Here is a 23,637-nt window from a genome sequence, read left to right as displayed (position 1 = left end):
GCAACTTGATGTTCGATGTTGTCCTCCCGATTTCTTTTTGAAGCCAGCCTTTTATTACATGAAGCGATGCGCGGGATAATTCCCAGATGCATCGAATCCAGTTCTAGAAGGCAATGCTCATGAGAGCGACAACCTAGTGGTCACCGAATTAGTTACATGGGGCTTTCTCACGGCGGTGATATAGTTACTATTGTGGATCCACTGAATTGACCAGGCGTAACGTTTCCGCGCTTGACCAGGGTCGAGGTAATGGTCAGCGGTGTGGGCTGGTCTTGTGTAATTGGCACATTGATACCCGCCGTGGCATCTTTGCCATTGACTGTGATCTTGCTGTACAGGCTGCCATCGCTCTTGAGCCGTATGCCGTAGGAATCGGTCCGGGACGTGGAGACAGACAGGCTGGCTGGGCCATGGCATTGCACGTAGACCTGCGTCGAGGCCGTCGCCCCGTCCACGGCGTTATCCATCAGGCTCTTGTGGTCGATCACGGCATATCCTGTGATATCGCACTGCAGTGACGGTACAGCTACTTGGGGACAGGGGCCAAAGTTACCTGTAGCATCTCTAATGTGGTTTGGTCCAAGTTTCACATATTGAAAACCGATACAAAGCTCAGAAGGCGCATATTTCGAAGATACAAAAATTGACCCGCTGAGCGGAATTCGAAACCCCTTCCTTTCCAAATCCTTTAACAGTTCTCCCATATTAGAGTTACTGTGAGGGGGTACGCTCCATTTGCTGTAATATCCTGCAGCGTCGCTGTAGGTCGAAGTAATTCGTGCGACCAATGCAACATGACAATCATTATAAATCGGATCGTTCGTTGAGCAGGGGCTAGGCATCCAATCATCACCCCAACTGTTCACCACGAAGTAGTAACGTACCCCTCCTGGGACATACTCACTTTTTGTCGTGGTGATGACGATAGCGCGGGCCTGGGCCGACATACCCCACAGCAGCATCGCTGCCAGGGCGCAGCGCAGCGCTGTCTCATAGGTTTTCTTCATGATGATCACTCGTAACTAAGGGCAAAGGTCAGGGAGGCTTCGAAGTCGCCCTGTCCGAGGGTGCGATTGGCCAGCACCTTGGGCTCGCCTTGCAGGTAGGCATTGAAGCTGATCAGGTTTTCACCACGGGTCAGCTCGCCCATGCGGTGGGTCTTGTTCAGTGGCAGCGGCACGCCACCCATTGTCTCCAGCCCTACCAACAGGCCTTGCACGGTTGTGCTTCGCAGCACCAGAAACCCGGGTGGTTCGCTGCTCTCGTTGCCGTTGAAGGTGATGCTGACCATGCGCTTGCCGACGTCCAGGTCGCAGTTCTGCAGGTGCAGCTCGATGGGGCGACCCTTGGTCCTGCCGTTAAGGTACAGGTCCTTGTCGATCACGCTTTCGAAGTCCATTTCGATCAACTTATCCCCTTCGGCGAGCATGCAAGGCTCGTTCACCAAGGTGCCAGAAAAGTACAGGTTGTCTTCTGCCGCCTGGTTCGCCGGCAACCACAGGCTGACGATCCAGGCGCCCAGGTTCATGGCCCACTTGCTCATGGATCCTCCTAGTAGAGCTCGGCCATCAAGAGCGCCGAGGCAGTAAATTCAGTGCTGGGCAACGCCGCGCCGGCCAGCTTTACCGGCATGGCTTCCAGCACGGGCGGTGTCGATGCGCGGACATCGATCTCTCGCGGCTCGTTGGGCGCCAATGCGGTGCCGCCCAGCAGGACCTTGATACCCAAATCGCTTTCCGAGGTTTTCAACGCAGAGCTGTCGAAAGGCGCGGGCGTGCCCTTGAGGGTCAGGCGCATATGCCAGGTAATGTTGGAGTCGCCCGCAGCCGGGCAGTCGATCTGGTAGGGAATTACCTGGCGATAGCGCTCGCCATCGATGCGATTGACGGCGATGTTTTGCGTGAAACGCACGTCGATACGTCCACCCTTGTCGCTGACGGTGCAACCGGGCGGGGCCAACAGGGTGCCGGTGAACACCAGGTTGTCCGCGTCGACGCACGACAGGGGCAGTGCAGTAATTGACAGGATTGCCAAGGTGCGATGCAAGAGGATCATCGATAGTCCACCACCAGGGTTGCGCTGGCTTTAAATGCGCCGGCCTTGATTTCGCTGGCGTCGCGCTTGACCAGCACGGCTTGCAGCACGGGCTGCTTGCGCGTATCGAAGTTGGACCAGGTGTTGAGTGCCCACCGGTCGCCGTCCTTTTTCAGGGCGATACCGATGTTGTCGTAACCGGGTATCTGCAGCATCGTGCGGTCGAAGGTCGGATAGCCGCGCACCTGTATCCGCAGCTCATTGGTTGCCGAGCGGCTGCAGTCGAGCGCGTAGTCGATGGAGATGGTCTTGTACTGGCCATTGATGCCGGCAATCTGAACATCTTCAAAAGGGGCGCTGATGGGCGCGTTTCTGTTGATCACGCAGGGAATCGCTGCATGGATGACACCTTGTATCGTCACCCGGCTCTCGGCGGCCTGGGCCAGCGGTCCGCAGCCAAGCAGCAGTGCCAGCAACGCGGGACGTGCGACAGTCATGATGAGGGCCTCAGTCATACGCCAGGTTCACATTGAGGCTGGCGCGGAAGGCGCCCGGGCGCAGCGGGGCGGTCGTGCGCTCGGGGCGAATGTAGTAGGTCAGCTGGCTGTCGCCGGGCGAGACGAACCAGGCGGGGGCGGTGCGGCCCAGCCGCACGTCATTGCCCTGGACATCGAGCAGGCGCAGGCCGAAGCCCTCGGCGCCGATTACCTTGATCAGTCCGGGTGTGTCGGTGTCGGCCACCGCCTTGAATGTCACTGCCGCCACCGGCTCGATGGCGCTCCAGACCAGCGCACCTTGCTGCTCGTCATGACGACCGCCGTCGCTGCGCACGCAGCCTTGCAGCTTCAGGTGCAGGGCCACGGGCGTGCCTTGGTCGCCCATGTGCGACAGGCGAGTGGTGCTCAGTTCGCCCAAAGACAAGCTCTGGTAGGCGGAACTCGGGTCCAGGTAGCAGGCGCTTTCAAGCAAGGTGCCGGTGACCTGGAACTCGGCCGACCTTGCCGGGCTGGCGGCATGAGTGGTGACACTGGCACAGTACAGGAGTGCTGCCAGGGATACACAGAGTCTGGGCTTCATGATTGGCCCTCACAGGAACGAGTCATTGATCGTCAGCGTTTGCTGGTCACGGGGCTGGCAGTGCAGGTACTGGTTGTGCAGCTGAACTGCAGCTGTGGGCGGCCGCCGTAGTCATTGACATAGGTCAGCACCGGCTTGTCGCCCAGCACCTTGTTGCTCACGCCCAGGTCGAGCTGGCCCCTGGGTTCGATCATCAGTGGCTTAAAGCCGGCTGCTCCGTCGGCCTTGAGGTTGGGCGCTGCATCGATCAGCGTGACGTAATAGGGCGTCGGGTTGTTCACCAGGTAGCGGTCGTGCTGGCGGGTGAGGGTGAGTTTTTCCTGCCAGGGGGCTTCGTTGACGCCGGCACGTGGAGCAATTGCCGCGGGCCGGTAGAACAGCTTGACCCTCGTTTGCAGGGCGATTTGCAGCGTATTGGGTTTGTCGCTGCGTGGTGGGATCTCGCGCAGGTTGAAGTAGAACAGCGATTCGCGATCCTGGGGCAACCGGGCCAGCTCCGGCAGACCCTGGATTTTCACCTGGCTGTTGGCTCCGGCTTCCAGGCGCTGGATTGGCGGTACCACCACCAGTGGGCTGGTGATCTTCTCGGCCTGTTCGTTTTCGATCCAGGCCTGGGCCAGGTAGGGCAACTGGGTGTTCTGGTTGCTGATGCTGAGGCTGACCGATTTCTCGCCACCTGTGAAAATTACCCGAGTGCGGTCCAGCGATACGGCGGCCAGGCTGGCTTGCGCCGCGCAGGTGCTCAGCAGGGCAATCAGGGTCAAGGTGGTGCGTTTGTAGCAAGTTTTCATGTGGTTACCTGGTGTAGTGAATCAAGCAGTGGCGTTATCCGGGTCGCTGGTCGGCAGACACAGCAGCTCCAGTTGTCGGTCGGGCGAAACCACCTGCTCGGGTAGGGTGAAGTGGCAGCGCGCGCTGCCATCCCAGTGCAAAGACATGAGCTCGCCCGGTTTCATGCCGCTCAGATAGGTCGAGCCGTCCTCGCCGACGATGCCGGTTTCCTGGCCGCGGCTGTTCTGTACCGAGGCGCCGAAGGGCGGCGCGCGGTGGTTGGCCATGCGAATCACGACCATGGCCTTGTGGCCGGCGATCACATCAAAGCGGCGGTAACCGATCGCCCCTTCAGTCAGGGTCGCCTGGGTGACGGACTGAGTGGCTTCGACATCCTCGGCCAAGCTGTCCAACATGATGCTGGCCTGGTTGCGGTAGTAGCTGTTGACGTCGGTCACCACGGCCTTGCCGAAACGGTTGGTGCGGGTGACTCCGCCGTTTCCGCGTACCGGCACGTCGGCTACGCCTTGGGTATCGATCAGCAGCCGGGTGCCGCCCATGACGTTGCTGCGGTGCAGCGCCGCGCCGTGGCCGGTAATCGTCGCTCCACCCTGCAGGGACAGCCCGGCCGAGGTGTACTCGCCGGCCTGGTAGCTGGCGCTGGCCACAACCTGTGCCTCGTCGCCGTCATGGGACAGGTAGCCGCTGGCGGTTTGACCGCTTGAAGCCTGTCCGGCGCTGACCATGTAGTGGTTGCGCTCATCGATCCGGTCGTAATAGCTCAGGCTATGGCTGGTGTCGCCGCGGTTGATCGATGAGTTGTAGCTGATCGAGCCGGTGCTGCCCCAGGGGATACTCACCGACAGATAGGCGCCGTCATCGGAGGTGCCGTTGGCCTTGTTCTGGTACGCGGTCAGCGACAGGCTGAGGTTTTTCAGACCACCGACATTGAAGTAGCGCGACAATGATAGGCTGTAGCGGTCGCTTGCCTGGCTGTTCCAGTAGGTCTGGTGGTTGTAGTTGAAGTACAGGCTGAGCGCGGAGTCTCGAAACTGCTTGCTCAAGGTCGCGGTATACAATTCTTTGCTCTGGTTCAACGACTGGCTGCCACGCCGGGCCTCGATGAATTCGCTCATGCTCAGGTAATTCTGCTCGGAGAACCGGTAGCCGGCGAAGGTGATCTGGCTGTCGTACTCATCGAAGCGCTTGGAATAGCTGGCACGGTAGGACTTACCGCTGAGCGTGTCGTTCTGCAGCGTTGCGTGCGACTGGGTGACGTCGAACGACAGCGCACCAAAGGCCATCAGGTCGCGGCCCACACCCACGGCCAAGGAGCCATAGTCCTTGGCTCCGAGGCTGCCGCCATACAGCGACCAGCCATTGCTCACCCCCCAGGAAAACTCACCAGTGGTGAACGCAGGGCCATCGATCTGGTGCTCCCAGTCGGAGGGTTTACCGGCGGCCAGTTTGTAGCGTACGGTGCCAGGGCGGGTCAGATAGGGGATACTGGCGGTGTCCAACTGGAACTCCTGGATGCTGCCGTCCTGTTCTTCGACGCGCACGTCCAGCTGGCCAGAAACCGCGTCGTTGAGATCCTGGATGCGAAAAGCGCCTGGCGGCACCTGGGTGTCGTAGAGCACCCGCCCTTGTTGACGAATCACTACCCGTGCGTTGGTCCGCGCCACGCCAGTGACTTCCGGGGCATACCCCCTGAGGTTGGGTGGCAACATGTTGTCGTTGCTGCTCAGGTTGGCGCCGGTGTAACGGAAACTGCCGAACAGGTTGGAGTCTAGGTAGTCTTCACCGACGATCAGGTTCGAGCGCAGTGACGGTACTGCACGCAACGCATAAAAGCGGCTCCAGGCGAACTTGTTGAGTGAAGGCTGGTCGTCACTGCGTTGCATCTGGGTCTGCCAGTCGCCACGCAAGCGCCAGGCGCCGAGGTTGATACCGGCGGTGCCGTTGCCACTCAAGTTGTCGCTGCGACCTTTGCCTTGCTTGCGCTCGGTGGTCTGGGCGTTGAAGTTGTAGTCCAGCAGCACCCCGGAAATACCTTCGTCCCAACGTGAGGGCGGGTCCCAGTTCGGTGCGGTGTATTCCAGCTGGTCCTGAGGGATGCTTAGGTACAGAGCTGAGGTGCCCAGATCGCCACGGGCCTGCATGCCCTGGACACTGCTTAGGTCCAGGCAGGCGCCGTCGTGCCACCAGCTCAATGACGTGATAACGCGTTCCTTGAGACCCAGTTCATTGATCAATGCCGGCGAAAGACAGGCAACGCTGCTTTTCGGATCGTCATCGACCGGAATGTAGTCGACGGCGTACTCCGTCAACGTATCGCGGTTCACGTGTACCAACAGGTTGTAGTGGCCGGGCATGATGAAGTTGGCCGAGGCGAACACCCCAAGATCAAGGTTCTCGCGATCCTTGAGTTCCAGGACATCGGTGTTGAATTGGAATTCTTCGGCTGCACTTGCCCATGTCGCGGCACAGCACAATGCCGTGGCGGCCAGTAACTTATGGTGTTCCACGTGACTAAATCCTTGAGCGAAACTGCACACTGAATGCTTGCAGTTCAGAAGTGCTGAATACTCAGTTTGATCGTGGTGTGATAATCGCCCGTTTTCAGTGCATGCCCGCTGCCGACTAACGTCAGCGAATAATTGAGTATCAGACTGTCGAAAGAGCGCCTGCTGTGCTCGATTAACATGCCGGGCGAAATCAATTGCCCCTGCTCATCACTAATGCGCAATGCAATACCTTTAGCGGTACCCTGAGTGGCAAAGTACTTGCCATCAGGCTGACCTTCGAATGTCAGTTCGAACCGTTGGGAAGGGGCATTGTTGTGATTTGCATCCGATGTCATGCAGTCGCTGATGTGAATACTCAGGGGTTGCTGGGTTGAAGTATTGCCGCTAACCAAGCTATTCAGGGCCAAAGGGGTGAACGCGACCGTTTGATTGTCATTACCCATACGGATACTGCAGGCGCTGTCGACGATGCTTCCGGTCAGTTGCACGCGTCCCTTGAACCCATCGGCAGCATACAGAGGTACGCCCAACGTGCAGAGGGCCAATAGCAGTGCGGTTGAGCGAATCATCTAAACCTCCGCAAGCTCCCCCGCAGCACGCAGCCGTGCGCACTGGGGGGGACTTCAGTGACGGCGTCCGTTACTGATAGGCGAGGGTGAAGTTGGCGACTGTTTCAAAGTTGCCCGGTACGATTTCGGCAGGCGCTGCTGCGCCGCCACCTTCTGGGGTAACCATGTCGCCCTGCAGATAGGCGCTGAACTGCAGGAAGGTGTCACCATCGGTCAGCGTTTGCGCAGGCGAAGCGTTGCCCAGCTTGAGCAGCGCGCCGGTGTGGTCGGCGATGGCCAGGCTTGCGCCCTGGGCGGTGCCTTTGATTGCCAGCAGGTCAGGGGTGGACGAAGGCGAGCCGGTGAAGGTCGCCGTGGCCGATTTCAGGGCGCCCAGTTCACAGCCGCGCAATTCGATCTTGAAGGTCTTAGGGCTGGATTTACCGCCATTTTTCAGGGCGACGTTGGAGATCTGATCCATCTCGACGGTCTGGTATTGGGACTCTTGAGCGATGGAGCAAGGCGCATCGATAATTGCGCCTTTGAAGGTGATCTTTCCGTGACCCTGGTCTTTGGCGAAGCTGACGGCCGAGGTGGCTGCCAAAGTAACGGCCATTATAGCGCCAGCCAACGAACGAACTTTCATTTGATACTCCTAGGTTGATATTGAGATCCTTGAAGGGACTCAATGGAACACACAGCTGACTAGGTATCTGTGTACCGTTGAGCTGGAATTAGCTTAGAAGGAGGAAGGTAAAATGTAAGTAGTACGATGCTGAAGCAGGTCTAGGAAATTTCCTAGAGGCCTTTTCGCTGCTCCTTAGGGCGTCAATGAGTTGCGCTTGGAGAATTCAGCAAGGTCTATCAGCGAGGAAGCCCCCAGCTTTTGTAGCAAACGAACCTTGTAGGTGCTCACAGTCTTGTTACTGAGCAGGAGAGTTTCACCAATCTGCTTGTTTGAGTAACCCTGGGCCAAGTATTGCAGAACCGTCATTTCTCGGTCGGTCAGCGAGCGGATCTGCTCTAGCTCTGTTAATTGGTCAGAAGATTTTATGCTGTCAAGCGCGAGGGCAGGAAAGAAGGTATAGCCGGAGTTCACCGCTTTGATCGCGGAAACCAGGCTGGCAAGATCTTCTTCTTTGTTGACAAAACCACGCGCCCCCAACTGGATGCAACGTCTACACACAGAGTCGGCAGGTTGCGAAGTCAGGATCAGTATCTCGCTACGCACATCTAACGCTCTAATTCTGGATATGACAGTAAATCCGTCTAACTTAGGTATTCCAATATCGAGGATTACCACCTGAGGGTTAAGTTCTCGCGCGAGCTGAACCGCATCTATGCCATTATCCGTTTCACCGGCCACGCGCATGCCATGCTTTTCCAGCAAGACTCGCACGGCCATTCGAATGACCGGGTGATCGTCAACTATCAGAACGCTATGCATATGACTTTACCTTGAGTCTGTTACGGGGTGAGCAGTCTAGGGTGGTAGAACATTTACAGTATTATCCATGTAGAGCAGCGTTGTACTCCTTATCGGCTTACGTCAGGAAAATTCTCGGTGAGCGCAGGAAATTTCTGATGGAAAGGGCTGAGGCGTATTTTGCACACTGTCTCTCCTTTAATTGCACACGTGTAGATCTGCAATGCAAGATTTGACTGTTCTGGTTCTGGAGGATGAACCCTTCCAGCGCCTCGTCATCGTGACGGCACTGGAAAAATTCCTACCAGGTCTTATTTTGCAAGCGGCAGATGGCCAGGAAGCAATCGCCCTATTGTCCGCCTGCGACACGGTGGACATTGTCCTGTGCGACCTGAAAATGGCCGGCATGGATGGTCTAGCATTTCTACGACACGCCAGTAGCAGTGGCAAGGTCAGGGCAGTGGTGTTGTGCAGTGAACTGGACCCAGTTTTGCGTCAGGCTACGGTCGCGATGATTCACTGCCTGGGCCTGACCTTTTTGGGCGATCTGGGCAAACCTTTCAAACTTGAAGACTTCAGCCAGTTGGTCAAACGCTACCGGGAGTTTTGCAGCGCCGTTCCACAACGTCTATCGCCTGCAGAACTCGCTACCTTGAGCGATGTGCAGCAGGGCTTGGACAATGGTGAGTTTGAGGCCTACTACCAGCCCAAAGTCACGCTTCAAGGGCAGGTGATGGTTGGCGCAGAAGTGCTCGCACGCTGGAAGCATCCGCAATGGGGGGTGTTGACGCCCGCGCACTTTCTCCCGGTGATGGAAGAGCACAATCTGATCAGCCGGTTGTTCTGGCAACTGTTCGAGCAGGGACTGGCGCTGCAGCAAAGGCTGAAGCTGGAGGGCGAGGGGATCAACCTGGCGTTCAACCTGCATCCAACGCAGCTTGCCTGTACCGCGCTGACCGAGCGCATCCCCGTCATGCTCAAGCGCGCTCAGGTGCCTGCGAACAGTGTCATGTTCGAAATTATCGAGTCCTCCCTGATCAGCGCGCCGGCCAGCAGCCTGGAGAACCTGGTGCGGCTGCGTATGCTCGGTTGCGGCCTGGCCATGGATGATTTTGGCGCAGGCTATTCTTCGCTGAATCGGCTTAGCGAACTACCTTTTAGCCAGGTCAAGTTGGATCGGGCATTCGTGAGCAAGATGCAACGCCAGCCCAAGAGCGCTGCGATCATCAGTTGCGCGGTGGCACTGGCCCGGGCGCTGGACATCTCGCTGGTTATCGAGGGCGTGGAGACCATGGAGCAACAGGCCCGGCTGATCGAGCTGGGCGGTACCCTTGCCCAAGGCTTTTTGTTTGCCCGACCCATGCCGGAGCGTCACTTGATCGAGTTTTGCACGCAAAAGACGGGGCAGGGCGGGTCTTGATGAATGAGCGACGGCAACCACTTTGAACTATCATTGCACCGCCCTCTCGGCGATTTCCGGACTGGTTTGGCTCTAACCTCGCATGCATCTACGTATTTTCTGCCTCTCCATCGGCCTGCTGTTGAGCTGCGCTCCGCTGCTGGCTGCCGCACTGCCTGTGACTCCTCGGACGCTGTCCAGCCAGTTGCATATCGATCACCGCGACATGGCGATTTCGACCGAGGACTGGCAATGGCTGCGGCATAAGGCCGAGCTCAAGGTCGGTGTGTCGGCGACCGAGTCCGCACCGTTTTCGGTCGATGCCCAAGACAGCCTGTACGAGGGCATCAGCGCCGATGTCACAGCCCTGGTCGCGCAGTTGTTGGGCTTGCAGGTCAAGATCGTGACCTTTGCCAATGAGCAGGAGGCACTCAAGGCGTTGCAGGCCGGGCGCGTTGATGTGATCAGCATCCACTGCAGCACGGAGCCGCGTCCGGACATCCTGCTGAGCACGCCCTACGCCCAGGATCGACTGGCGATGTTCAAGCGCAGCTCTGAACGCCGCCAGTCGCCCACCGACCTTGCCGGGTTGCGCGTAGCGATCACAGATGAACACAGCGTCGAGCTCAAGAAGCGCTACCCTCGGGCTGATTTGCGGGTCTATGCCAGTCATGAAAAGGCTATTGCTGCTGCCGCCTTTGGTCAGGCAGACGTGTACCTGGATGACCTGTACAGTGCGTATTTCTTGATTAATCGCGCGTTCTACAACTATGTCCGTTTTGAGCGTTTTTCCGACGTGCGGGGAGGCGGTTATAGATACGCCCTGCAGGCTGGCAACACGCGATTGCAGCAGTTGATCAATGTTGCGATCGAGACTATCGGCGACGATCAGCTGCGCTCCCTGGCCAAGCGCTGGGTGGGCAACAGCTTCATCCCCGGTGAGGAACCCGTTGATCTGACCGCAGAGCAGGTACGCTGGATTCAGCAGCACCCTGTGGCACGGTTGGTGATCAATGATGATTTCGCGCCGGGTGCGTATTTCGATTCGCGCGGGATTTTTTCGGGCGCGATCGCCGATCTTCTCGAAGTGATCACCCTCACTACTGGCCTGCATTTTGAAGTGGTTACGCGCAGTGGCGGCCTCCCTCAAATCATCGAAGCGATACAACAAGGCAAAGCCGATATGGCGCTGATGACGGCCAGTCCGGAAAGGGAAGAGCATCTGCGCTTTTCCCGGTCGCTGATCAACAGCCCCTTTGTTTTACTCAGTAGCGTTGGCCAACAAGGCACACTGGTAAACCTGGCTGAAAAACGAGTGGCGGTTCCTACAGGTCATGTGGCCATCCGGCAGTTGCGCAAACGTTATCCAGAAGCTGTGGTGATGGAAGCGGGTAGCTCGCTGGATGCGATGAACCTGCTTTACCAGGGCAAGGCCGATGCCGCCATGGTGTCGCTGCCTGCCGCGCGCTACTACATTGAGCGGTTATTCCGTGACAGGCTGGCCATCAATCAAATGCTTGATCTTGGGTCATCCACAACCAACTTCGCAATGCGCCGCAGTGATGTCGAGCTGCAGTCGATCATTGACAAGGTATTGCAAGCGATAGCCCCCGACGAACTCAATGCGATTTCCAATCGTTGGCGTTCGCCGCCGGGCATGAGCGGTCAGACCTGGATCGATTACCAGCGGGTGATCAGCGAAATCGTCGCCGCTGCAGTGCTGATGCTGGTCCTGTTGCTGGTATGGGTGTTCTACCTGCGGCGCCAGATCAAAGCCCGGCTCAAGGCCGAACGGATGCTTAACGATCAGTTGCAGTTTGTCGAAACCCTGACCGACTGCATGCCACCGCCGCTGTATGTACGCGATATCAAGGGGCGCATGCTGTCGTGCAATCGCAGCTACCTCAAAAGTGTAGGCCTGAGCGCCGATCAGGTGCTGAACAAGACCGTGCGCCAGCTACCCAAGGAGAACTTCGAGAGCCTCCCGGACTTTCATCGCAACTATCTGCAGGCCATGCGTGAGGGCCAGACGGTCGAGTCGGTTCATGCCATTGCGTTGCAGGGCAGGGAAGTGTGGATCAATCACTGGATACAACCCTTCCGGGACTCCACAGGCCAGATCAAGGGGGTTATCTGTGGCTGGCTGGACATCACCGAGCACCGTCAGCTGGTGCAGCAGTTGCAAGAAGCCAAGACACTTGCCGACGATGCCAGTCGTGCCAAGACCAGTTTCCTGGCCACCATGAGCCATGAGATCCGCACACCGATGAACGCTGTGATCGGTATTCTTGAGCTCGCCCTCAAGCGGGCGGACGACAAGCCGATCGATCGCGCCAGCATCGAAATCGCCCATACCTCGGCAAAGAGCCTTCTGGAGCTGATCGGCGATATTCTGGACATCGCCCGAATCGAGTCCGGACGCCTGAGTCTTTCGCCCAAGCGCGCCAACCTACGAGAACTTGTGGAATCGGTGGCCCGCGTGTTTGAAGGCCTGGCACGGCAGAAGCGCCTGAACCTGGTCCTCGAGATCGACTCGAGCATCAACTGTGATGTGCTGATCGATGCCCTGCGTTTCAAGCAGATTCTTTCCAACCTGGTCAGCAATGCGATCAAGTTCACGGAAGAGGGGACTATCACCGTCCGTATTGCCGGAATGTTGATCGATGCCAGCCTGCTCACAGTCAACCTGAGTGTCGAAGACACCGGCGTGGGTATCAGCACGGCCGATCAGGAGTGCTTGTTCAGACCTTTCGCCCAGGCCCAGCGCAATGTCCAGCACAGCGAAGGGACCGGGCTGGGGCTGGTGATCTGCCGATCGCTATGCGAAATGATGGGGGGTAGGGTGGACCTGACCAGTACCCCGGGGCGGGGCACACGGGTCGATGTCCAGATGCGCTTGCAAGTGTTGGAGCCGATCGAATTCAACCATGTGCCTGCTTTGACCCAGGACGTCCGCCGGTATCAATTGCAGGTGCTGGTGGTGGACGATCACCGGATCAATCGTCAGGTGTTGCATCAGCAATTGAGCTACCTCGGCCATGATGTGTTCGAGGCGGAGAACGGCAAGCTGGCCTACGAGCGCTGGTGCGAGCAACCTTTCGACATCATCATCACTGACTGCCGCATGCCGGTAATGAACGGGGCCGACTTCACCCGTGCCGTACGCCAGACTGAGCAGGAACAGGGCTTGGCCGCAACTGTGATTATCGGTCTGACTGCCGACGCTCAGCCGGAGGAAATCGAGCTGTGCATCCAGGCTGGCATGAATGATTGCTTGATCAAACCACTGGGTTTGGATGAGCTGGATGCGCGGCTGCACGCGTTGCAGCCGGAGGATGCATTTGACAATGGACCCATTGAGCACTGCCAGCATGAGCAGTTGATGCCGCCGTTTCAAACCCCGCAAGTCATCGACCTGGGGCCGCTGGAACTGATGATCAGTAGTGAACCGCTGAAGTTTCGCCAAATACTCGATGAACTGATCAAGAATAATCGCAGTGATTGTGAGCAGTTGAATGCACTGCTGCGCGAGAGGGACACCAATAAGCTCGGTGAGCTCGCGCACCGCATCAAGGGCGCTGCGCGGGTGGTCAAGGGTGAGCAGGTGGTCGAATGCTGTCGGCAGTTGGAGGCGGTGTGTTTGCTTGTCCAGGTACCGGCGCAGGAGTTGGAGCACGCGGTTGGTGAGCTTAAAGGGGCAATTGAGGTGTTGAACCAGGCATTGACTTTATCGTTGGTCAGCTAGGTTCAAATTGTGCTTGCTGCCGGTTGCAGCGATGGCGGTAGCCGGCACTACCGAGATCGCTGTGCTGCTCGATCTTGGCAAGCCGTGCCAAACGCCTCGAAGATCGCGAAGTATTGGGGATAGAACCTCACCTGCCATTCCTGCTGCAACTGCACGCCGAGGGCAAATGAACGACTGCCTTCCACTGACAACCCCTCTACTAGACCATCCATTGCTACAGCTTCGATCCTTAGACCTTCACCGACACGCTCGATACCTTGCCCATGGACTGAATTGCCCTCGATCACTTCAGAAAACACCAGCCCATGAAGCACACCGCACGGCCGCACCATGATCCTGCGGGCCGGTGCATATTGATCCTCAAGAGGTTCATAGGTCGGCGGCTCATGTTCCATATCGGGTTGATGAAGCTGCTGGACGAGCGTGCCGCCAAAGGCTACGTTCATCTTCTGGAGCCCGTGGCACGCTACAGCCGCAAGGTAAGGTGATCGCGCGCGGTGTCATGCTGGGTGCCGGGTGGGTTGGGTGGGTCATTGTAATGGTGTGGTTTGATGTTCGAAGGTGAGCCGGTGAAGAACAGCCCGTCTAGTCTATCGAGGATGTCCGCGATATTCAGCAATTCTGGAAACATCGGCAGGATCAGCGGCAGGCCCTGCGCGGCCGTGGCCACCGCACGAGCATTTTTATCGTCGCTCAGTTGCACCGCATGCGGGCCGACCTTGGAGCAACAGGCCGTCACCCCGATGATTGGCAGCCGTGACATTCCCTCTTACTCCTTTTTAAGAAATCTTTCCGCTTGGGCTCAGGCTTGACAAGCGTGGTGATCAGCTCCAACGATGGCCTTCAGAAAGCCTCGGTCGGCTAGCCGCCGAAGGTCTCGCCATTCGGGTCAGTCCACCAAGTCAGGGCGGTCCATCTCATCGGCCTGGCGCAGCAATTCTTCGTGGTGCGTGCTCGGACAATCGCGTTTTCGCTCGGCATCGTCGTAAAGAAGAAACCAGTCATTGATCGCTATAAGCCGGTGCTGTTCGTGGGCTATTCGTTCTGTGATCGCTTTCATGCCCGAATCCGCTCAGGGCTGCTGGGAATGTCCAAGCGATGTATCGCGTTCATGGCCATGTTCGAGACGCTGCACTTGGACCTCGGTGAACGATGGCGCTTTGGTCCGATGCAAACTTTGCAGACAAGTTGAGGACTGCCTCGCTGCTCAAGTTTTTCTGGTCACTTCGCAATTCATAGGTACCGAGTGGGTTGCCAAGGATGTAACCGACTAAGTACAGGTAGTTAACCACTGCCGGATCTCCCCTAGGCTGACTGGGATGAGCGACTCAACTGGGTTGATCTTGGCTGGATCGCATCGGTTCAGTCCGGTAGACAGTTGGCTGCAAGGTAACGTTCTTTGCGCCTCCGGGCGCTCAGATGGGGAGTATTGTTTTAAGATTTTTTGTTAAACGCGTGTCGGTTGCTGAAATAAATGCTCCATCTGTAGGTGAAGAGCCCAATCGGCGGTTCCAAATCTTAAAAATACCCGGAGCGGAACTCGGCATAGAAATGCCTGCGCCGGCGCTAATCCGGCGCGGGCTCCGCATTTAGCGCTTGGCTTCGGCGTCAGGGGCGGCAGAATGTGCCAGGAATGCTCTGGTTGGGATGACGACGAAACCAGGGGCGATTCAGTTACCCAGGTCGACAAGCTGCTGCACAGGGCGGAGAACGTCGTCTGTGCTGATGCCGGCTACACCGGTGTCGAAAAGCGCTCTGAGCATGATGGTCGTCAAGTCATCTGGTAGATCGCGGCCCGGCGCAGCACGTACCAGAATCATGGCAAGCGAAGTGCCTTGTACAAAGCGATCCGCAAGATCGAGAAGGCCAAAGCTCAGGTGCGAGCCAGGGGCGAACATCCGTTCCGCGTGATCAAGCGGCAGTTTGGCTACACCAAGGTGCGTTTTCGTGGGTTGGTGAAGAACACCGCACAACCGGTGACGCTATTCGCCCTGTCGAACTTTTGGATGGCGCGTCGGCATTTGCTGACGAATGCAGGAGAGGTGCGCCTGCAATGTGGGGAATGGCCGCCGCGAGATGCTGGCGACGGCTAAGAACATAGAAAAATCGGATGATCTGGTTGTTCGGGATCGATTGGCCACTCTTAAAATTCGGAGGGCGTTGAAGTCGACCAGAAACACGCGACTACTTCAGACCATCCTTAAAGGCTAGCGTGTAGTCGCGCTGACTGCGCTTTCTGCTCGAATCCATTGAGTCCTCCTGAGGAAAGATCAGAAGGTGTAAACCTTATTCAGGACGGGACACTATGCACAAAAAAGCCACCTCAGCTTTCGGCTGAGGTGGCTATGTGGCTGAAGCTATGGTTTCAGCCGATCTTGAAAAAAGTTCAGCCGATCATGAAAACCTACGGAGCTCGGAATCAATCCCAGCTCAGCGCGCCGCCAGTCTGATACTCGATCACGCGAGTCTCGAAGAAGTTCTTCTCTTTCTTCAAGTCCATGATTTCGCTCATCCATGGGAACGGGTTGGTGGTGCCCGGGTATTCTTCTTTCAGGCCGATCTGCGACAGACGACGGTTGGCGATGAACTTGAGGTAGTCCTCCATCATCGCCGCGTTCATGCCCAGTACGCCGCGTGGCATGGTGTCGCGAGCGTATTCGATTTCCAGTTGGGTGCCCTGGAGGATCATCTGGGTGGCTTCTTCCTTCATCTCGGCATCCCACAGGTGCGGGTTTTCGATCTTGATCTGGTTGATCACGTCGATACCGAAGTTCAGGTGCATGGATTCGTCGCGCAGGATGTACTGGAACTGCTCGGCGACGCCGGTCATTTTGTTGCGGCGACCCATGGACAGGATCTGGGTGAAGCCACAGTAGAAGAAGATGCCTTCCAGAACGCAGTAGTAGGCGATCAGGTTGCGCAGCAGCTCCTTGTCGGTGTCGACGGTGCCGGTTTCGAACTTCGGATCGGAGATCGAACGGGTGTACTTCAGGCCCCAGGCCGCTTTCTTGGCGACCGATGGAATCTCGTGGTACATGTTGAAGATCTCGCCTTCATCCATGGCCAACGATTCGATGCAGTACTGGTAGGCGTGGGTGTGGATCGCCTCTTCGAACGCCTGGCGCAGGATGTACTGGCGGCATTCCGGGTTGGTGATCAGGCGGTACACGGCCAGTACCAGGTTGTTGGCAACCAGGGAGTCGGCGGTGGAGAAGAAGCCCAGGTTGCGCATCACGATGCGGCGCTCGTCGTCGGTCAGGCCTTCCGGGTTTTTCCAGAGGGCGATGTCGGCGGTCATGTTGACTTCTTGCGGCATCCAGTGGTTTGCACAACCATCCAGGTACTTCTGCCAGGCCCAGTCGTATTTGAATGGCACGAGCTGGTTGAGGTCGGCGCGGCAGTTGATCATGCGCTTTTCATCGACGGCGACACGGGCGGAAGCACCTTCCAACTCGGCCAGGCCTTCGGCGATGTCGAGCTGGTCCAGGGATGCCTTGGCACGGGCAACGGCAGCGGAATCACTGGCGGTTACGGCGCGGGCTTCGAGAGCGGCGGCACCACCGGCGCTGTCGAGTTTGTCCATGGCAGCTTCGGCAGCGTGGCCGGCGTTGGCGCCTTTAACGGCGACTTCGCCTTCTTCTTTGTCGAATTCGTCCCAGCTCAGCATGACGTGTCGTCTCCTGCGTGAGGGCCAGATGCCCGTGTGAAAACTGATGGTTGGCTTTTCACACGGCCGAACTGGCCGCGTTGGATCTTAAGGAATCGTTTGTTGCGGCAGCTAACGCAGGCAATAAACAAAAATATGTACGGGAGTTCCGAGGCGGTTATGGGCACAGAGGACCGAGTCGACTCCTGCGCTGGCTTCGGATTGGCTGTTTATCCCTGTAAGGGAATATTGCAGGCCCGTTTTAAGGCCGCATTATAGGGATTTTTTTGCCGCTGTGGTGCGACGAAGTGGCTCACGATTCGGTTGGCGAGGGGCGTGATCGCGGCGGAGCGAGGGTTTACAAGGCTTTGGCCGGCAAAGATTTTTTTTCACCCGGTTTTGCGGTTTTTTGCCGCCTGGAAGCGATCCGAGACCTTGGCTTTTTCGCGCAATGCTCTGCAAGCCCCGTAGTACATGGCTTACAGGGAAGGTCGCGGGCTTTGGTAGACAGGATTGTGTTCAATTCATGGTGCAAATTGTCAGTCGTATATTTTGCTCAAAAAATAAGCAAAAAAACGCTTTTGCCACTACATCTTGTGTTGGATGATCAATTTTTGACCTTTGAAACACTACTGTCCCGGGTTGCCACCCGAGGTCGTTCTTGATGCTCGAGAAGGCATTTTCGGACCATCATCAAGCCCCTTGGGGCGATACGGAAACGCTCCCTGCAAGGTGGCTCGACAGATGAAAAAGGGGAGTGCGAAAGCCGTGGTCGCACTGCATTGGGCGATGGCTTGCAACCAGTCTGGATTCAGTTGTGCATCTGGCCATCTTTGCCGCAAGAAAGATCTCTTGCGGCCGGCAATTGTTGGAACTTGAAGAGCAACTTTAGTATCAGCCGTTAGAGCAGCCGTTACCCATGACGCGGTATTGAAGAATGTGCCGCAGACCTTTCGAGTCTTCATATTCCATACGTGCAGGTACAACTTCGCATACATTTGGAACTTCGCTCATGGATATAACTTTGGCGATGTCCAGGTCGGACGAGTAAGAGTATTCCTCTACTGCTGGTTGCTGGCTTGCGACATCAGTCGGGATCTCGTCGGCCATTGCTGTAACGCAAAGACTGCTGAAGGCCAGAACTAATAAAGCTTTCATTTTGATTTCACCTTTCTAAGGTCGTGTAGGGTCACGCAGCCTTTGTGGGGCTGCGTGTGGAACTTGAGTAGAAGTCTGGATTAACTGCCTTCGTGGGGGCTGTAACTTGGTTAATCACATTGCCTTGTTGGCGAGGTTGATTTTAGGCGCCTGAGTAGGCGCTATACAGGCGTGCTTTTGATAAACACTATTGACGGTTTTTGTAACAATCCCGGTAAAAACGACCCCCAGCGGCCTGGCAGCGGTCTTCTACTTGCCGCAGAAACTACCGCAAGTCCCGTAATAGAGGGGGTAAAGCACTTTTCAGGGGGATCGGCTGGGGGTTGTTACTACCATCGTCGAATGGTTCTATAGGCCCGCCCCGGCTACAACGGGGCCATACAACAACAACTATGTCACCGAGGTAAGAAAGATGAGTGCGGCTTCTCTGTATCCCGTTCGTCCCGAGGTTGCGGCCAACACGCTGACTGACGAGGCGACCTACAAGGCCATGTACCAGCAGTCGGTCGTCAACCCGGACGGCTTCTGGCGCGAGCAAGCCAAGCGCCTCGACTGGATCAAGCCTTTCACCACGGTGAAGCAGACCTCCTTCGACGATCACCATGTCGATATCAAATGGTTTGCCGACGGCACCCTCAACGTTTCCTACAACTGCCTGGATCGCCATCTGGCCGAGCGCGGCGATCAGATCGCGATCATCTGGGAAGGCGACGATCCTTCCGAAAGCCGCAACATCACCTACCGCGAGCTGCACGAACAAGTCTGCAAGTTCGCCAACGCCCTGCGTGGCCAGGACGTGCACCGCGGCGACGTGGTGACTATCTATATGCCGATGATTCCCGAAGCCGTGGTCGCCATGCTGGCCTGTACCCGGATCGGCGCGATTCATTCGGTGGTGTTCGGCGGCTTTTCGCCGGAAGCGCTGGCCGGGCGGATCATCGACTGCAAATCCAAGGTGGTGATCACCGCCGACGAAGGCATTCGCGCGGGCAAGAAGATTCCGCTCAAGGCCAATGTCGACGATGCGCTGACCAACCCGGAAACCAGCAGCATCCAGAAGGTCATCGTGTGCAAGCGCACCAATGGCCAGATCAAGTGGAACCAGCATCGCGACATCTGGTACGAAGACTTGATGAAAGTGGCCGGTACCGTCTGCGCGCCAAAAGAAATGGGCGCCGAGGAAGCGCTGTTCATCCTTTATACCTCCGGCTCCACCGGTAAGCCCAAAGGCGTGCAGCACACCACTGGCGGCTACCTGCTGTACGCGGCCCTGACCCACGAGCGCGTATTCGATTACCGTCCGGGGGAAATCTACTGGTGCACCGCCGACGTCGGCTGGGTCACCGGCCACACCTATATCGTCTATGGCCCGCTGGCCAATGGGGCGACCACCGTGCTGTTCGAGGGCGTACCGAACTATCCGGACGTGACCCGCGTGGCGAAGATCGTCGACAAGCACAAGGTCAATATCCTCTACACCGCGCCGACCGCGATCCGCGCCATGATGGCCTCGGGTAACGCCGCCTGCGCAGGCGCCGATGGCAGCAGCCTGCGCCTGCTGGGTTCGGTGGGTGAACCGATCAACCCGGAAGCCTGGGAGTGGTACTACAAGAATGTCGGTCAATCCCGTTGCCCGATCGTCGATACCTGGTGGCAGACCGAGACCGGCGCGACCCTGATGAGCCCGCTGCCGGGCGCCCATGCCCTCAAGCCGGGTTCGGCGGCGCGTCCGTTCTTTGGCGTGGTGCCGGCGCTGGTGGACAACCTGGGCAACATTATCGAGGGCGCCGCCGAAGGCAACCTGGTGATCCTAGATTCGTGGCCAGGCCAGGCGCGCACCCTGTATGGCGACCACGATCGTTTCGTCGATACCTACTTCAAGACGTTCCGTGGCATGTACTTCACCGGTGACGGTGCCCGTCGCGATGAAGACGGCTACTGGTGGATCACCGGGCGGGTGGACGATGTGCTCAACGTCTCCGGCCACCGCATGGGGACCGCCGAGATCGAAAGCGCGATGGTCGCTCACCCGAAAGTCGCCGAAGCGGCGGTGGTCGGTGTGCCCCACGACATCAAGGGGCAGGGCATCTATGTCTACGTCACCCTCAACGGTGGCGAAGAACCGAGCGAAGCATTGCGCCTGGAGCTGAAGAACTGGGTACGCAAGGAAATCGGTCCGATCGCCTCTCCGGATGTCATCCAGTGGGCGCCTGGCCTGCCGAAGACCCGTTCCGGGAAGATCATGCGCCGTATCCTGCGCAAGATCGCCACGGCGGAGTACGACAGCCTGGGGGATATCTCCACCCTGGCGGACCCGGGCGTGGTGCAGCATCTGGTCGATACCCACAAGACCATGAACGTCGCCTAAGGCGAATCGGTCTCAGTGAAAGCCCCGCCCGGCCTTGTGCCGAGCGGGGCTTTTTTGTGAGCGCTATCGGGGGCTTCTGTAGCCGCTGCCGAAGGCTGCGCGATCGGCTCCGCAGGAGACGCGCTCTTGAAGGCCCTGAAAGGCCCTTCGGGCCTTATCGCAGCCTGCGGCAGCAGCTACAGGCAGCGGCTTTTCGATCGAATAAATATCGGTATGTCCATCAGGAGTATCTGAATGTTACCGGCGGGAGGGAATGTGTAACCCGCTGCCCGGATTCGGGGCAATGAGAAACGCCAAGCCCTGTTTCAGGGCCTGTGCGGGGCCGGTAAAAAATAAGTCATAACGCTGCGCTTGCCGGAATAGAAGGCTTTGCGAATAATAGGCCCGCAATTTGCAGCACAGATAGGTTTACCGTCTTTTGCTCTTGCATAAAACTGAAGAGCTGTCAATGTGCTCGACCTGGTTTCTCAGTGCTTCTGTAATTTGTTGTCGCATTGAGGAAATATCGGCTTCGGGCCTGTCGTTAGAATGCCGATCACTCGCTCGTCGTTGCCTGCCCGGGAACCCGCATGAGGTTCGTGGCCAGGTCCTCAAGGACGCAGCACCGCTATCAGGTTCCACCCATTCGCATATTGGGCTGTCGCTCACTCTGCCGTTTTCGCCCTTTACCGATGGAGTCCTAAGATGAAGAAACTCGTGCTTCTTGGCGCCCTGGCACTGTCCTCCGTACTTTCCCTGCCGACGTTCGCCGATGAAAAGCCTCTGAAAATTGGTATCGAAGCGGCTTACCCTCCATTCGCCTCCAAGGCTCCGGACGGCAGCATCGTCGGTTTCGACTACGACATCGGCAACGCCCTGTGCGAAGAAATGAAGGTCAAGTGCGTGTGGGTCGAGCAGGAGTTCGACGGCCTGATCCCTGCGCTCAAGGTACGCAAGATCGATGCGATCCTGTCGTCCATGTCGATCACCGACGACCGCAAGAAGTCCGTGGACTTCACCGGCAAGTACTACAACACCCCTGCGCGCCTGGTTATGAAGGCCGGTACCCAGGTCAGCGATGGCCTGACCGAGCTCAAGGGCAAGAACATCGGCGTGCAGCGCGGTTCGATCCACGAGCGTTTCGCCCGTGAAGTGCTGGCTCCGCTGGGTGCCGAGATCAAGCCATATGGCTCGCAGAACGAGATCTACCTGGACGTGGCGGCCGGTCGCCTCGACGGCACCGTGGCAGACGCTACCCTGCTGAATGACGGCTTCCTGAAAACCGACGCCGGCAAAGGCTTCGCGTTCGTCGGCCCGGCGTTCACCGACAGCAAATACTTCGGCGACGGCGTGGGTATCGCCGTACGCAAAGGCGATGCGCTGAAAGACAAGATCACCGGTGCGATCGCCGCCATTCGCGAGAACGGCAAGTACAAGCAAATCCAGGACAAGTACTTCGACTTCGACATTTACGGCCAGTAAATCGTCGAATCAGCAAGTCCGAGATGGCGCAAGCAGCAGAATCTCTGAAGTTTGCGCCATTTTTTCATCCCAATTTTCGAGGACCTGAATCATGTTGAAAGGCTACGGGGCTGTCATCCTCGATGGCGCTTGGCTGACGCTTCAGCTTGCCTTGTCGTCCATGGCCCTGGCCATCGTTCTGGGTCTGATCGGGGTCGCACTGCGTCTCTCGCCGGTGCGCTGGCTGGCGTGGCTGGGCGACCTGTATTCCACGGTGATCCGCGGGATTCCCGACCTGGTGCTGATCCTGCTGATCTTCTACGGCGGCCAGGACCTGCTCAACCGTGTCGCGCCAATGCTGGGTTACGACGACTACATCGACCTGAACCCGCTGGCTGCCGGTATCGGCACCCTGGGCTTCATCTTCGGTGCCTACCTGTCGGAGACCTTCCGCGGCGCCTTCATGGCGATCCCCAAGGGGCAGGCGGAAGCGGGCATGGCCTATGGCATGAACAGCTTCCAGGTGTTCTTCCGGGTGCTGGTGCCGCAGATGATCCGTCTGGCGATTCCGGGCTTTACCAACAACTGGCTGGTACTGACCAAGGCCACCGCGCTGATTTCGGTGGTGGGCCTGCAAGACATGATGTTCAAGGCCAAGCAGGCGGCTGACGCCACCCGCGAGCCTTTCACCTTCTTCCTCGCGGTGGCGGCGATGTACCTGGTGATCACCAGTGTCTCGTTGCTGGCATTGCGTCACCTTGAGAAGCGCTACTCGGTAGGCGTAAGGGCGGCTGATCTATGATCTTCGACTACAACGTCATCTATGAGGCCTTGCCGCTGTATTTCAGCGGCCTGCTGACCACCCTGAAACTCTTGGCCCTGTCGCTGTTCTTCGGCCTGCTGGCGGCGCTGCCCCTGGGGTTGATGCGGGTGTCCAAGCAGCCGATCGTCAACCTCAGCGCCTGGCTCTACACCTATGTGATCCGCGGCACGCCGATGCTGGTTCAACTGTTCCTGATCTACTACGGCCTGGCGCAGTTCGACGTGGTGCGTCAGAGCTTTCTCTGGCCTTGGCTGTCCAGTGCGACCTTCTGTGCGTGCCTGGCATTTGCCATCAACACCAGCGCCTACACCGCCGAAATCATCGCCGGCAGCCTCAAGGCCACGCCGAACGGCGAGATTGAAGCGGCCAAGGCCATGGGCATGTCGCGCTACAAAATGTATGCCCGCATCCTGCTGCCGTCGGCCTTGCGCCGGGCACTGCCGCAGTACAGCAATGAAGTGATCATGATGCTGCAGACCACCAGCCTGGCCTCCATCGTGACCCTGATCGACATCACCGGTGCGGCCCGTACGGTCAACGCGCAGTACTACCTGCCGTTCGAGGCCTACATCACCGCCGGCGTGTTCTACCTGTGCCTGACCTTTATCCTGGTGCGCCTGTTCAAGCTGGCCGAAGGCCGCTGGCTGCGCTACCTGGCGCCGCGGAAGCACTGA

At 57.8% G+C, this 23,637-nt stretch carries 19 protein-coding genes and 2 pseudogenes; 7 read left to right on the top strand and 14 right to left on the bottom strand.

Features of this window, described 5'->3' with window-relative positions:
* Positions 1 to 167: 167 nt before the first annotated feature.
* The 10 genes from AC07VU_RS13360 to AC07VU_RS13315 form a co-directional block, all read right to left on the bottom strand.
* Positions 168 to 1,007: an MrpH family fimbial adhesin gene (locus AC07VU_RS13360; protein WP_495030005.1), complete on the bottom strand. Its 840-nt coding sequence runs from the start codon at positions 1,005 to 1,007 to the stop codon at positions 168 to 170.
* 5 nt (positions 1,008 to 1,012) lie between these two features.
* Positions 1,013 to 1,543, bottom strand: a complete 531-nt coding sequence (locus tag AC07VU_RS13355) for a fimbrial protein (protein ID WP_457274642.1) — start codon at positions 1,541 to 1,543, stop codon at positions 1,013 to 1,015.
* 8 nt (positions 1,544 to 1,551) lie between these two features.
* Positions 1,552 to 2,055, bottom strand: coding sequence for a fimbrial protein (locus tag AC07VU_RS13350; protein ID WP_457274641.1), 504 nt, complete (start codon positions 2,053 to 2,055; stop codon positions 1,552 to 1,554).
* On the bottom strand, positions 2,052 to 2,531 hold the full coding sequence (locus AC07VU_RS13345) for a fimbrial protein (protein WP_457274639.1): 480 nt from the start codon (positions 2,529 to 2,531) through the stop codon (positions 2,052 to 2,054). Before AC07VU_RS13345 ends, AC07VU_RS13350 begins: the two co-directional genes overlap by 4 nt.
* A 10-nt stretch (positions 2,532 to 2,541) precedes the next feature.
* Positions 2,542 to 3,111: a fimbrial protein gene (locus tag AC07VU_RS13340; protein WP_457274638.1), complete on the bottom strand. Its 570-nt coding sequence runs from the start codon at positions 3,109 to 3,111 to the stop codon at positions 2,542 to 2,544.
* Between the two features lie 32 nt (positions 3,112 to 3,143).
* Positions 3,144 to 3,902 (bottom strand): fimbria/pilus periplasmic chaperone, encoded by a 759-nt coding sequence (locus AC07VU_RS13335; RefSeq protein WP_495030004.1) that lies wholly within the window; start codon positions 3,900 to 3,902, stop codon positions 3,144 to 3,146.
* 21 nt (positions 3,903 to 3,923) lie between these two features.
* Positions 3,924 to 6,410 carry an outer membrane usher protein gene (locus AC07VU_RS13330; protein WP_457274636.1) on the bottom strand — a complete coding sequence of 829 codons (2,487 nt, stop codon included), beginning with the start codon at positions 6,408 to 6,410 and terminating at the stop codon, positions 3,924 to 3,926.
* 44 nt (positions 6,411 to 6,454) lie between these two features.
* On the bottom strand, positions 6,455 to 6,979 hold the full coding sequence (locus AC07VU_RS13325) for a fimbrial protein (RefSeq protein ID WP_457274634.1): 525 nt from the start codon (positions 6,977 to 6,979) through the stop codon (positions 6,455 to 6,457).
* A gap of 70 nt (positions 6,980 to 7,049) precedes the next feature.
* Positions 7,050 to 7,574 carry a fimbrial protein gene (locus tag AC07VU_RS13320; RefSeq protein ID WP_495030003.1) on the bottom strand — a complete coding sequence of 175 codons (525 nt, stop codon included), beginning with the start codon at positions 7,572 to 7,574 and terminating at the stop codon, positions 7,050 to 7,052.
* A 204-nt stretch (positions 7,575 to 7,778) separates the two neighbouring features.
* On the bottom strand, positions 7,779 to 8,405 hold the full coding sequence (locus AC07VU_RS13315; RefSeq protein WP_495030002.1) for a response regulator: 627 nt from the start codon (positions 8,403 to 8,405) through the stop codon (positions 7,779 to 7,781).
* Positions 8,406 to 8,607: 202 nt separating this feature from the next.
* Between AC07VU_RS13315 and AC07VU_RS13310 the strand changes: the two genes are divergently transcribed.
* Together AC07VU_RS13310 and AC07VU_RS13305 are read left to right on the top strand one after the other, a co-directional pair.
* Entirely contained in the window at positions 8,608 to 9,804 is a 1,197-nt protein-coding gene (locus tag AC07VU_RS13310) for an EAL domain-containing response regulator (RefSeq protein WP_495030001.1), read from the top strand.
* Positions 9,805 to 9,886: 82 nt separating this feature from the next.
* The gene (locus AC07VU_RS13305) at positions 9,887 to 13,528 is read left to right on the top strand and encodes a transporter substrate-binding domain-containing protein (RefSeq protein ID WP_495030000.1); all 3,642 of its coding nucleotides are present in this window, start codon (positions 9,887 to 9,889) and stop codon (positions 13,526 to 13,528) included.
* Positions 13,529 to 13,575: 47 nt separating this feature from the next.
* Here the strand turns inward: AC07VU_RS13305 and AC07VU_RS13300 are convergent.
* Together AC07VU_RS13300 and AC07VU_RS13295 are read right to left on the bottom strand one after the other, a co-directional pair.
* A pseudogene (locus AC07VU_RS13300) lies at positions 13,576 to 14,291 on the bottom strand (gamma-glutamyl-gamma-aminobutyrate hydrolase family protein).
* Positions 14,292 to 14,417: 126 nt separating this feature from the next.
* Positions 14,418 to 14,588, bottom strand: a complete 171-nt coding sequence (locus tag AC07VU_RS13295) for a hypothetical protein (RefSeq protein WP_495029999.1) — start codon at positions 14,586 to 14,588, stop codon at positions 14,418 to 14,420.
* 613 nt (positions 14,589 to 15,201) lie between these two features.
* Here AC07VU_RS13295 and AC07VU_RS13290 point away from each other — a divergent pair.
* A pseudogene (locus AC07VU_RS13290) lies at positions 15,202 to 15,621 on the top strand (transposase); the annotation flags it as partial.
* Between the two features lie 326 nt (positions 15,622 to 15,947).
* Here AC07VU_RS13290 and AC07VU_RS13285 read toward each other — a convergent pair.
* Both AC07VU_RS13285 and AC07VU_RS13280 read right to left on the bottom strand, forming a co-directional pair.
* Positions 15,948 to 17,195, bottom strand: a complete 1,248-nt coding sequence (locus tag AC07VU_RS13285) for a ribonucleotide-diphosphate reductase subunit beta (RefSeq protein ID WP_007925192.1) — start codon at positions 17,193 to 17,195, stop codon at positions 15,948 to 15,950.
* Between the two features lie 873 nt (positions 17,196 to 18,068).
* Entirely contained in the window at positions 18,069 to 18,332 is a 264-nt protein-coding gene (locus tag AC07VU_RS13280) for a DUF2790 domain-containing protein (RefSeq protein ID WP_087090408.1), read from the bottom strand.
* A gap of 412 nt (positions 18,333 to 18,744) precedes the next feature.
* Here AC07VU_RS13280 and acs point away from each other — a divergent pair, with 412 nt between their 5' ends.
* From acs to AC07VU_RS13260, 4 genes are all read left to right on the top strand, one after another.
* Positions 18,745 to 20,700, top strand: a complete 1,956-nt coding sequence (acs, locus tag AC07VU_RS13275) for an acetate--CoA ligase (RefSeq protein WP_102680555.1) — start codon at positions 18,745 to 18,747, stop codon at positions 20,698 to 20,700.
* 684 nt (positions 20,701 to 21,384) lie between these two features.
* Complete coding sequence (locus AC07VU_RS13270) at positions 21,385 to 22,161, top strand: ABC transporter substrate-binding protein (protein ID WP_007921537.1); 777 nt, start codon at positions 21,385 to 21,387, stop codon at positions 22,159 to 22,161.
* A gap of 91 nt (positions 22,162 to 22,252) precedes the next feature.
* The gene (locus AC07VU_RS13265; protein ID WP_007921541.1) at positions 22,253 to 22,942 is read left to right on the top strand and encodes an ABC transporter permease; all 690 of its coding nucleotides are present in this window, start codon (positions 22,253 to 22,255) and stop codon (positions 22,940 to 22,942) included.
* On the top strand, positions 22,939 to 23,637 hold the full coding sequence (locus tag AC07VU_RS13260; RefSeq protein ID WP_007921542.1) for an ABC transporter permease: 699 nt from the start codon (positions 22,939 to 22,941) through the stop codon (positions 23,635 to 23,637). The genes AC07VU_RS13265 and AC07VU_RS13260 overlap by 4 nt, the downstream gene beginning before the upstream one ends.

It is taken from the genome of Pseudomonas sp. GW821-FHT02B10 (assembly GCF_059421865.1).
This window is presented reverse-complemented; position numbering and strand designations above follow the sequence as displayed.

Coding starts and splice junctions, on each gene's coding strand:
- AC07VU_RS13360 (WP_495030005.1), bottom strand. CDS start 1,007: ATGAAGAAAACCTATGAGACAGCGCTGCGCTGCGCCCTGGCAGCGATG.
- AC07VU_RS13355 (WP_457274642.1), bottom strand. CDS start 1,543: ATGAGCAAGTGGGCCATGAACCTGGGCGCCTGGATCGTCAGCCTGTGG.
- AC07VU_RS13350 (WP_457274641.1), bottom strand. CDS start 2,055: ATGATCCTCTTGCATCGCACCTTGGCAATCCTGTCAATTACTGCACTG.
- AC07VU_RS13345 (WP_457274639.1), bottom strand. CDS start 2,531: ATGACTGTCGCACGTCCCGCGTTGCTGGCACTGCTGCTTGGCTGCGGA.
- AC07VU_RS13340 (WP_457274638.1), bottom strand. CDS start 3,111: ATGAAGCCCAGACTCTGTGTATCCCTGGCAGCACTCCTGTACTGTGCC.
- AC07VU_RS13335 (WP_495030004.1), bottom strand. CDS start 3,902: ATGAAAACTTGCTACAAACGCACCACCTTGACCCTGATTGCCCTGCTG.
- AC07VU_RS13325 (WP_457274634.1), bottom strand. CDS start 6,979: ATGATTCGCTCAACCGCACTGCTATTGGCCCTCTGCACGTTGGGCGTA.
- AC07VU_RS13320 (WP_495030003.1), bottom strand. CDS start 7,574: ATGGCCGTTACTTTGGCAGCCACCTCGGCCGTCAGCTTCGCCAAAGAC.
- AC07VU_RS13315 (WP_495030002.1), bottom strand. CDS start 8,405: ATGCATAGCGTTCTGATAGTTGACGATCACCCGGTCATTCGAATGGCC.
- AC07VU_RS13310 (WP_495030001.1), top strand. CDS start 8,608: ATGCAAGATTTGACTGTTCTGGTTCTGGAGGATGAACCCTTCCAGCGC.
- AC07VU_RS13305 (WP_495030000.1), top strand. CDS start 9,887: ATGCATCTACGTATTTTCTGCCTCTCCATCGGCCTGCTGTTGAGCTGC.
- AC07VU_RS13295 (WP_495029999.1), bottom strand. CDS start 14,588: ATGAAAGCGATCACAGAACGAATAGCCCACGAACAGCACCGGCTTATA.
- AC07VU_RS13285 (WP_007925192.1), bottom strand. CDS start 17,195: ATGCTGAGCTGGGACGAATTCGACAAAGAAGAAGGCGAAGTCGCCGTT.
- AC07VU_RS13280 (WP_087090408.1), bottom strand. CDS start 18,332: ATGAAAGCTTTATTAGTTCTGGCCTTCAGCAGTCTTTGCGTTACAGCA.
- acs (WP_102680555.1), top strand. CDS start 18,745: ATGAGTGCGGCTTCTCTGTATCCCGTTCGTCCCGAGGTTGCGGCCAAC.
- AC07VU_RS13270 (WP_007921537.1), top strand. CDS start 21,385: ATGAAGAAACTCGTGCTTCTTGGCGCCCTGGCACTGTCCTCCGTACTT.
- AC07VU_RS13265 (WP_007921541.1), top strand. CDS start 22,253: ATGTTGAAAGGCTACGGGGCTGTCATCCTCGATGGCGCTTGGCTGACG.
- AC07VU_RS13260 (WP_007921542.1), top strand. CDS start 22,939: ATGATCTTCGACTACAACGTCATCTATGAGGCCTTGCCGCTGTATTTC.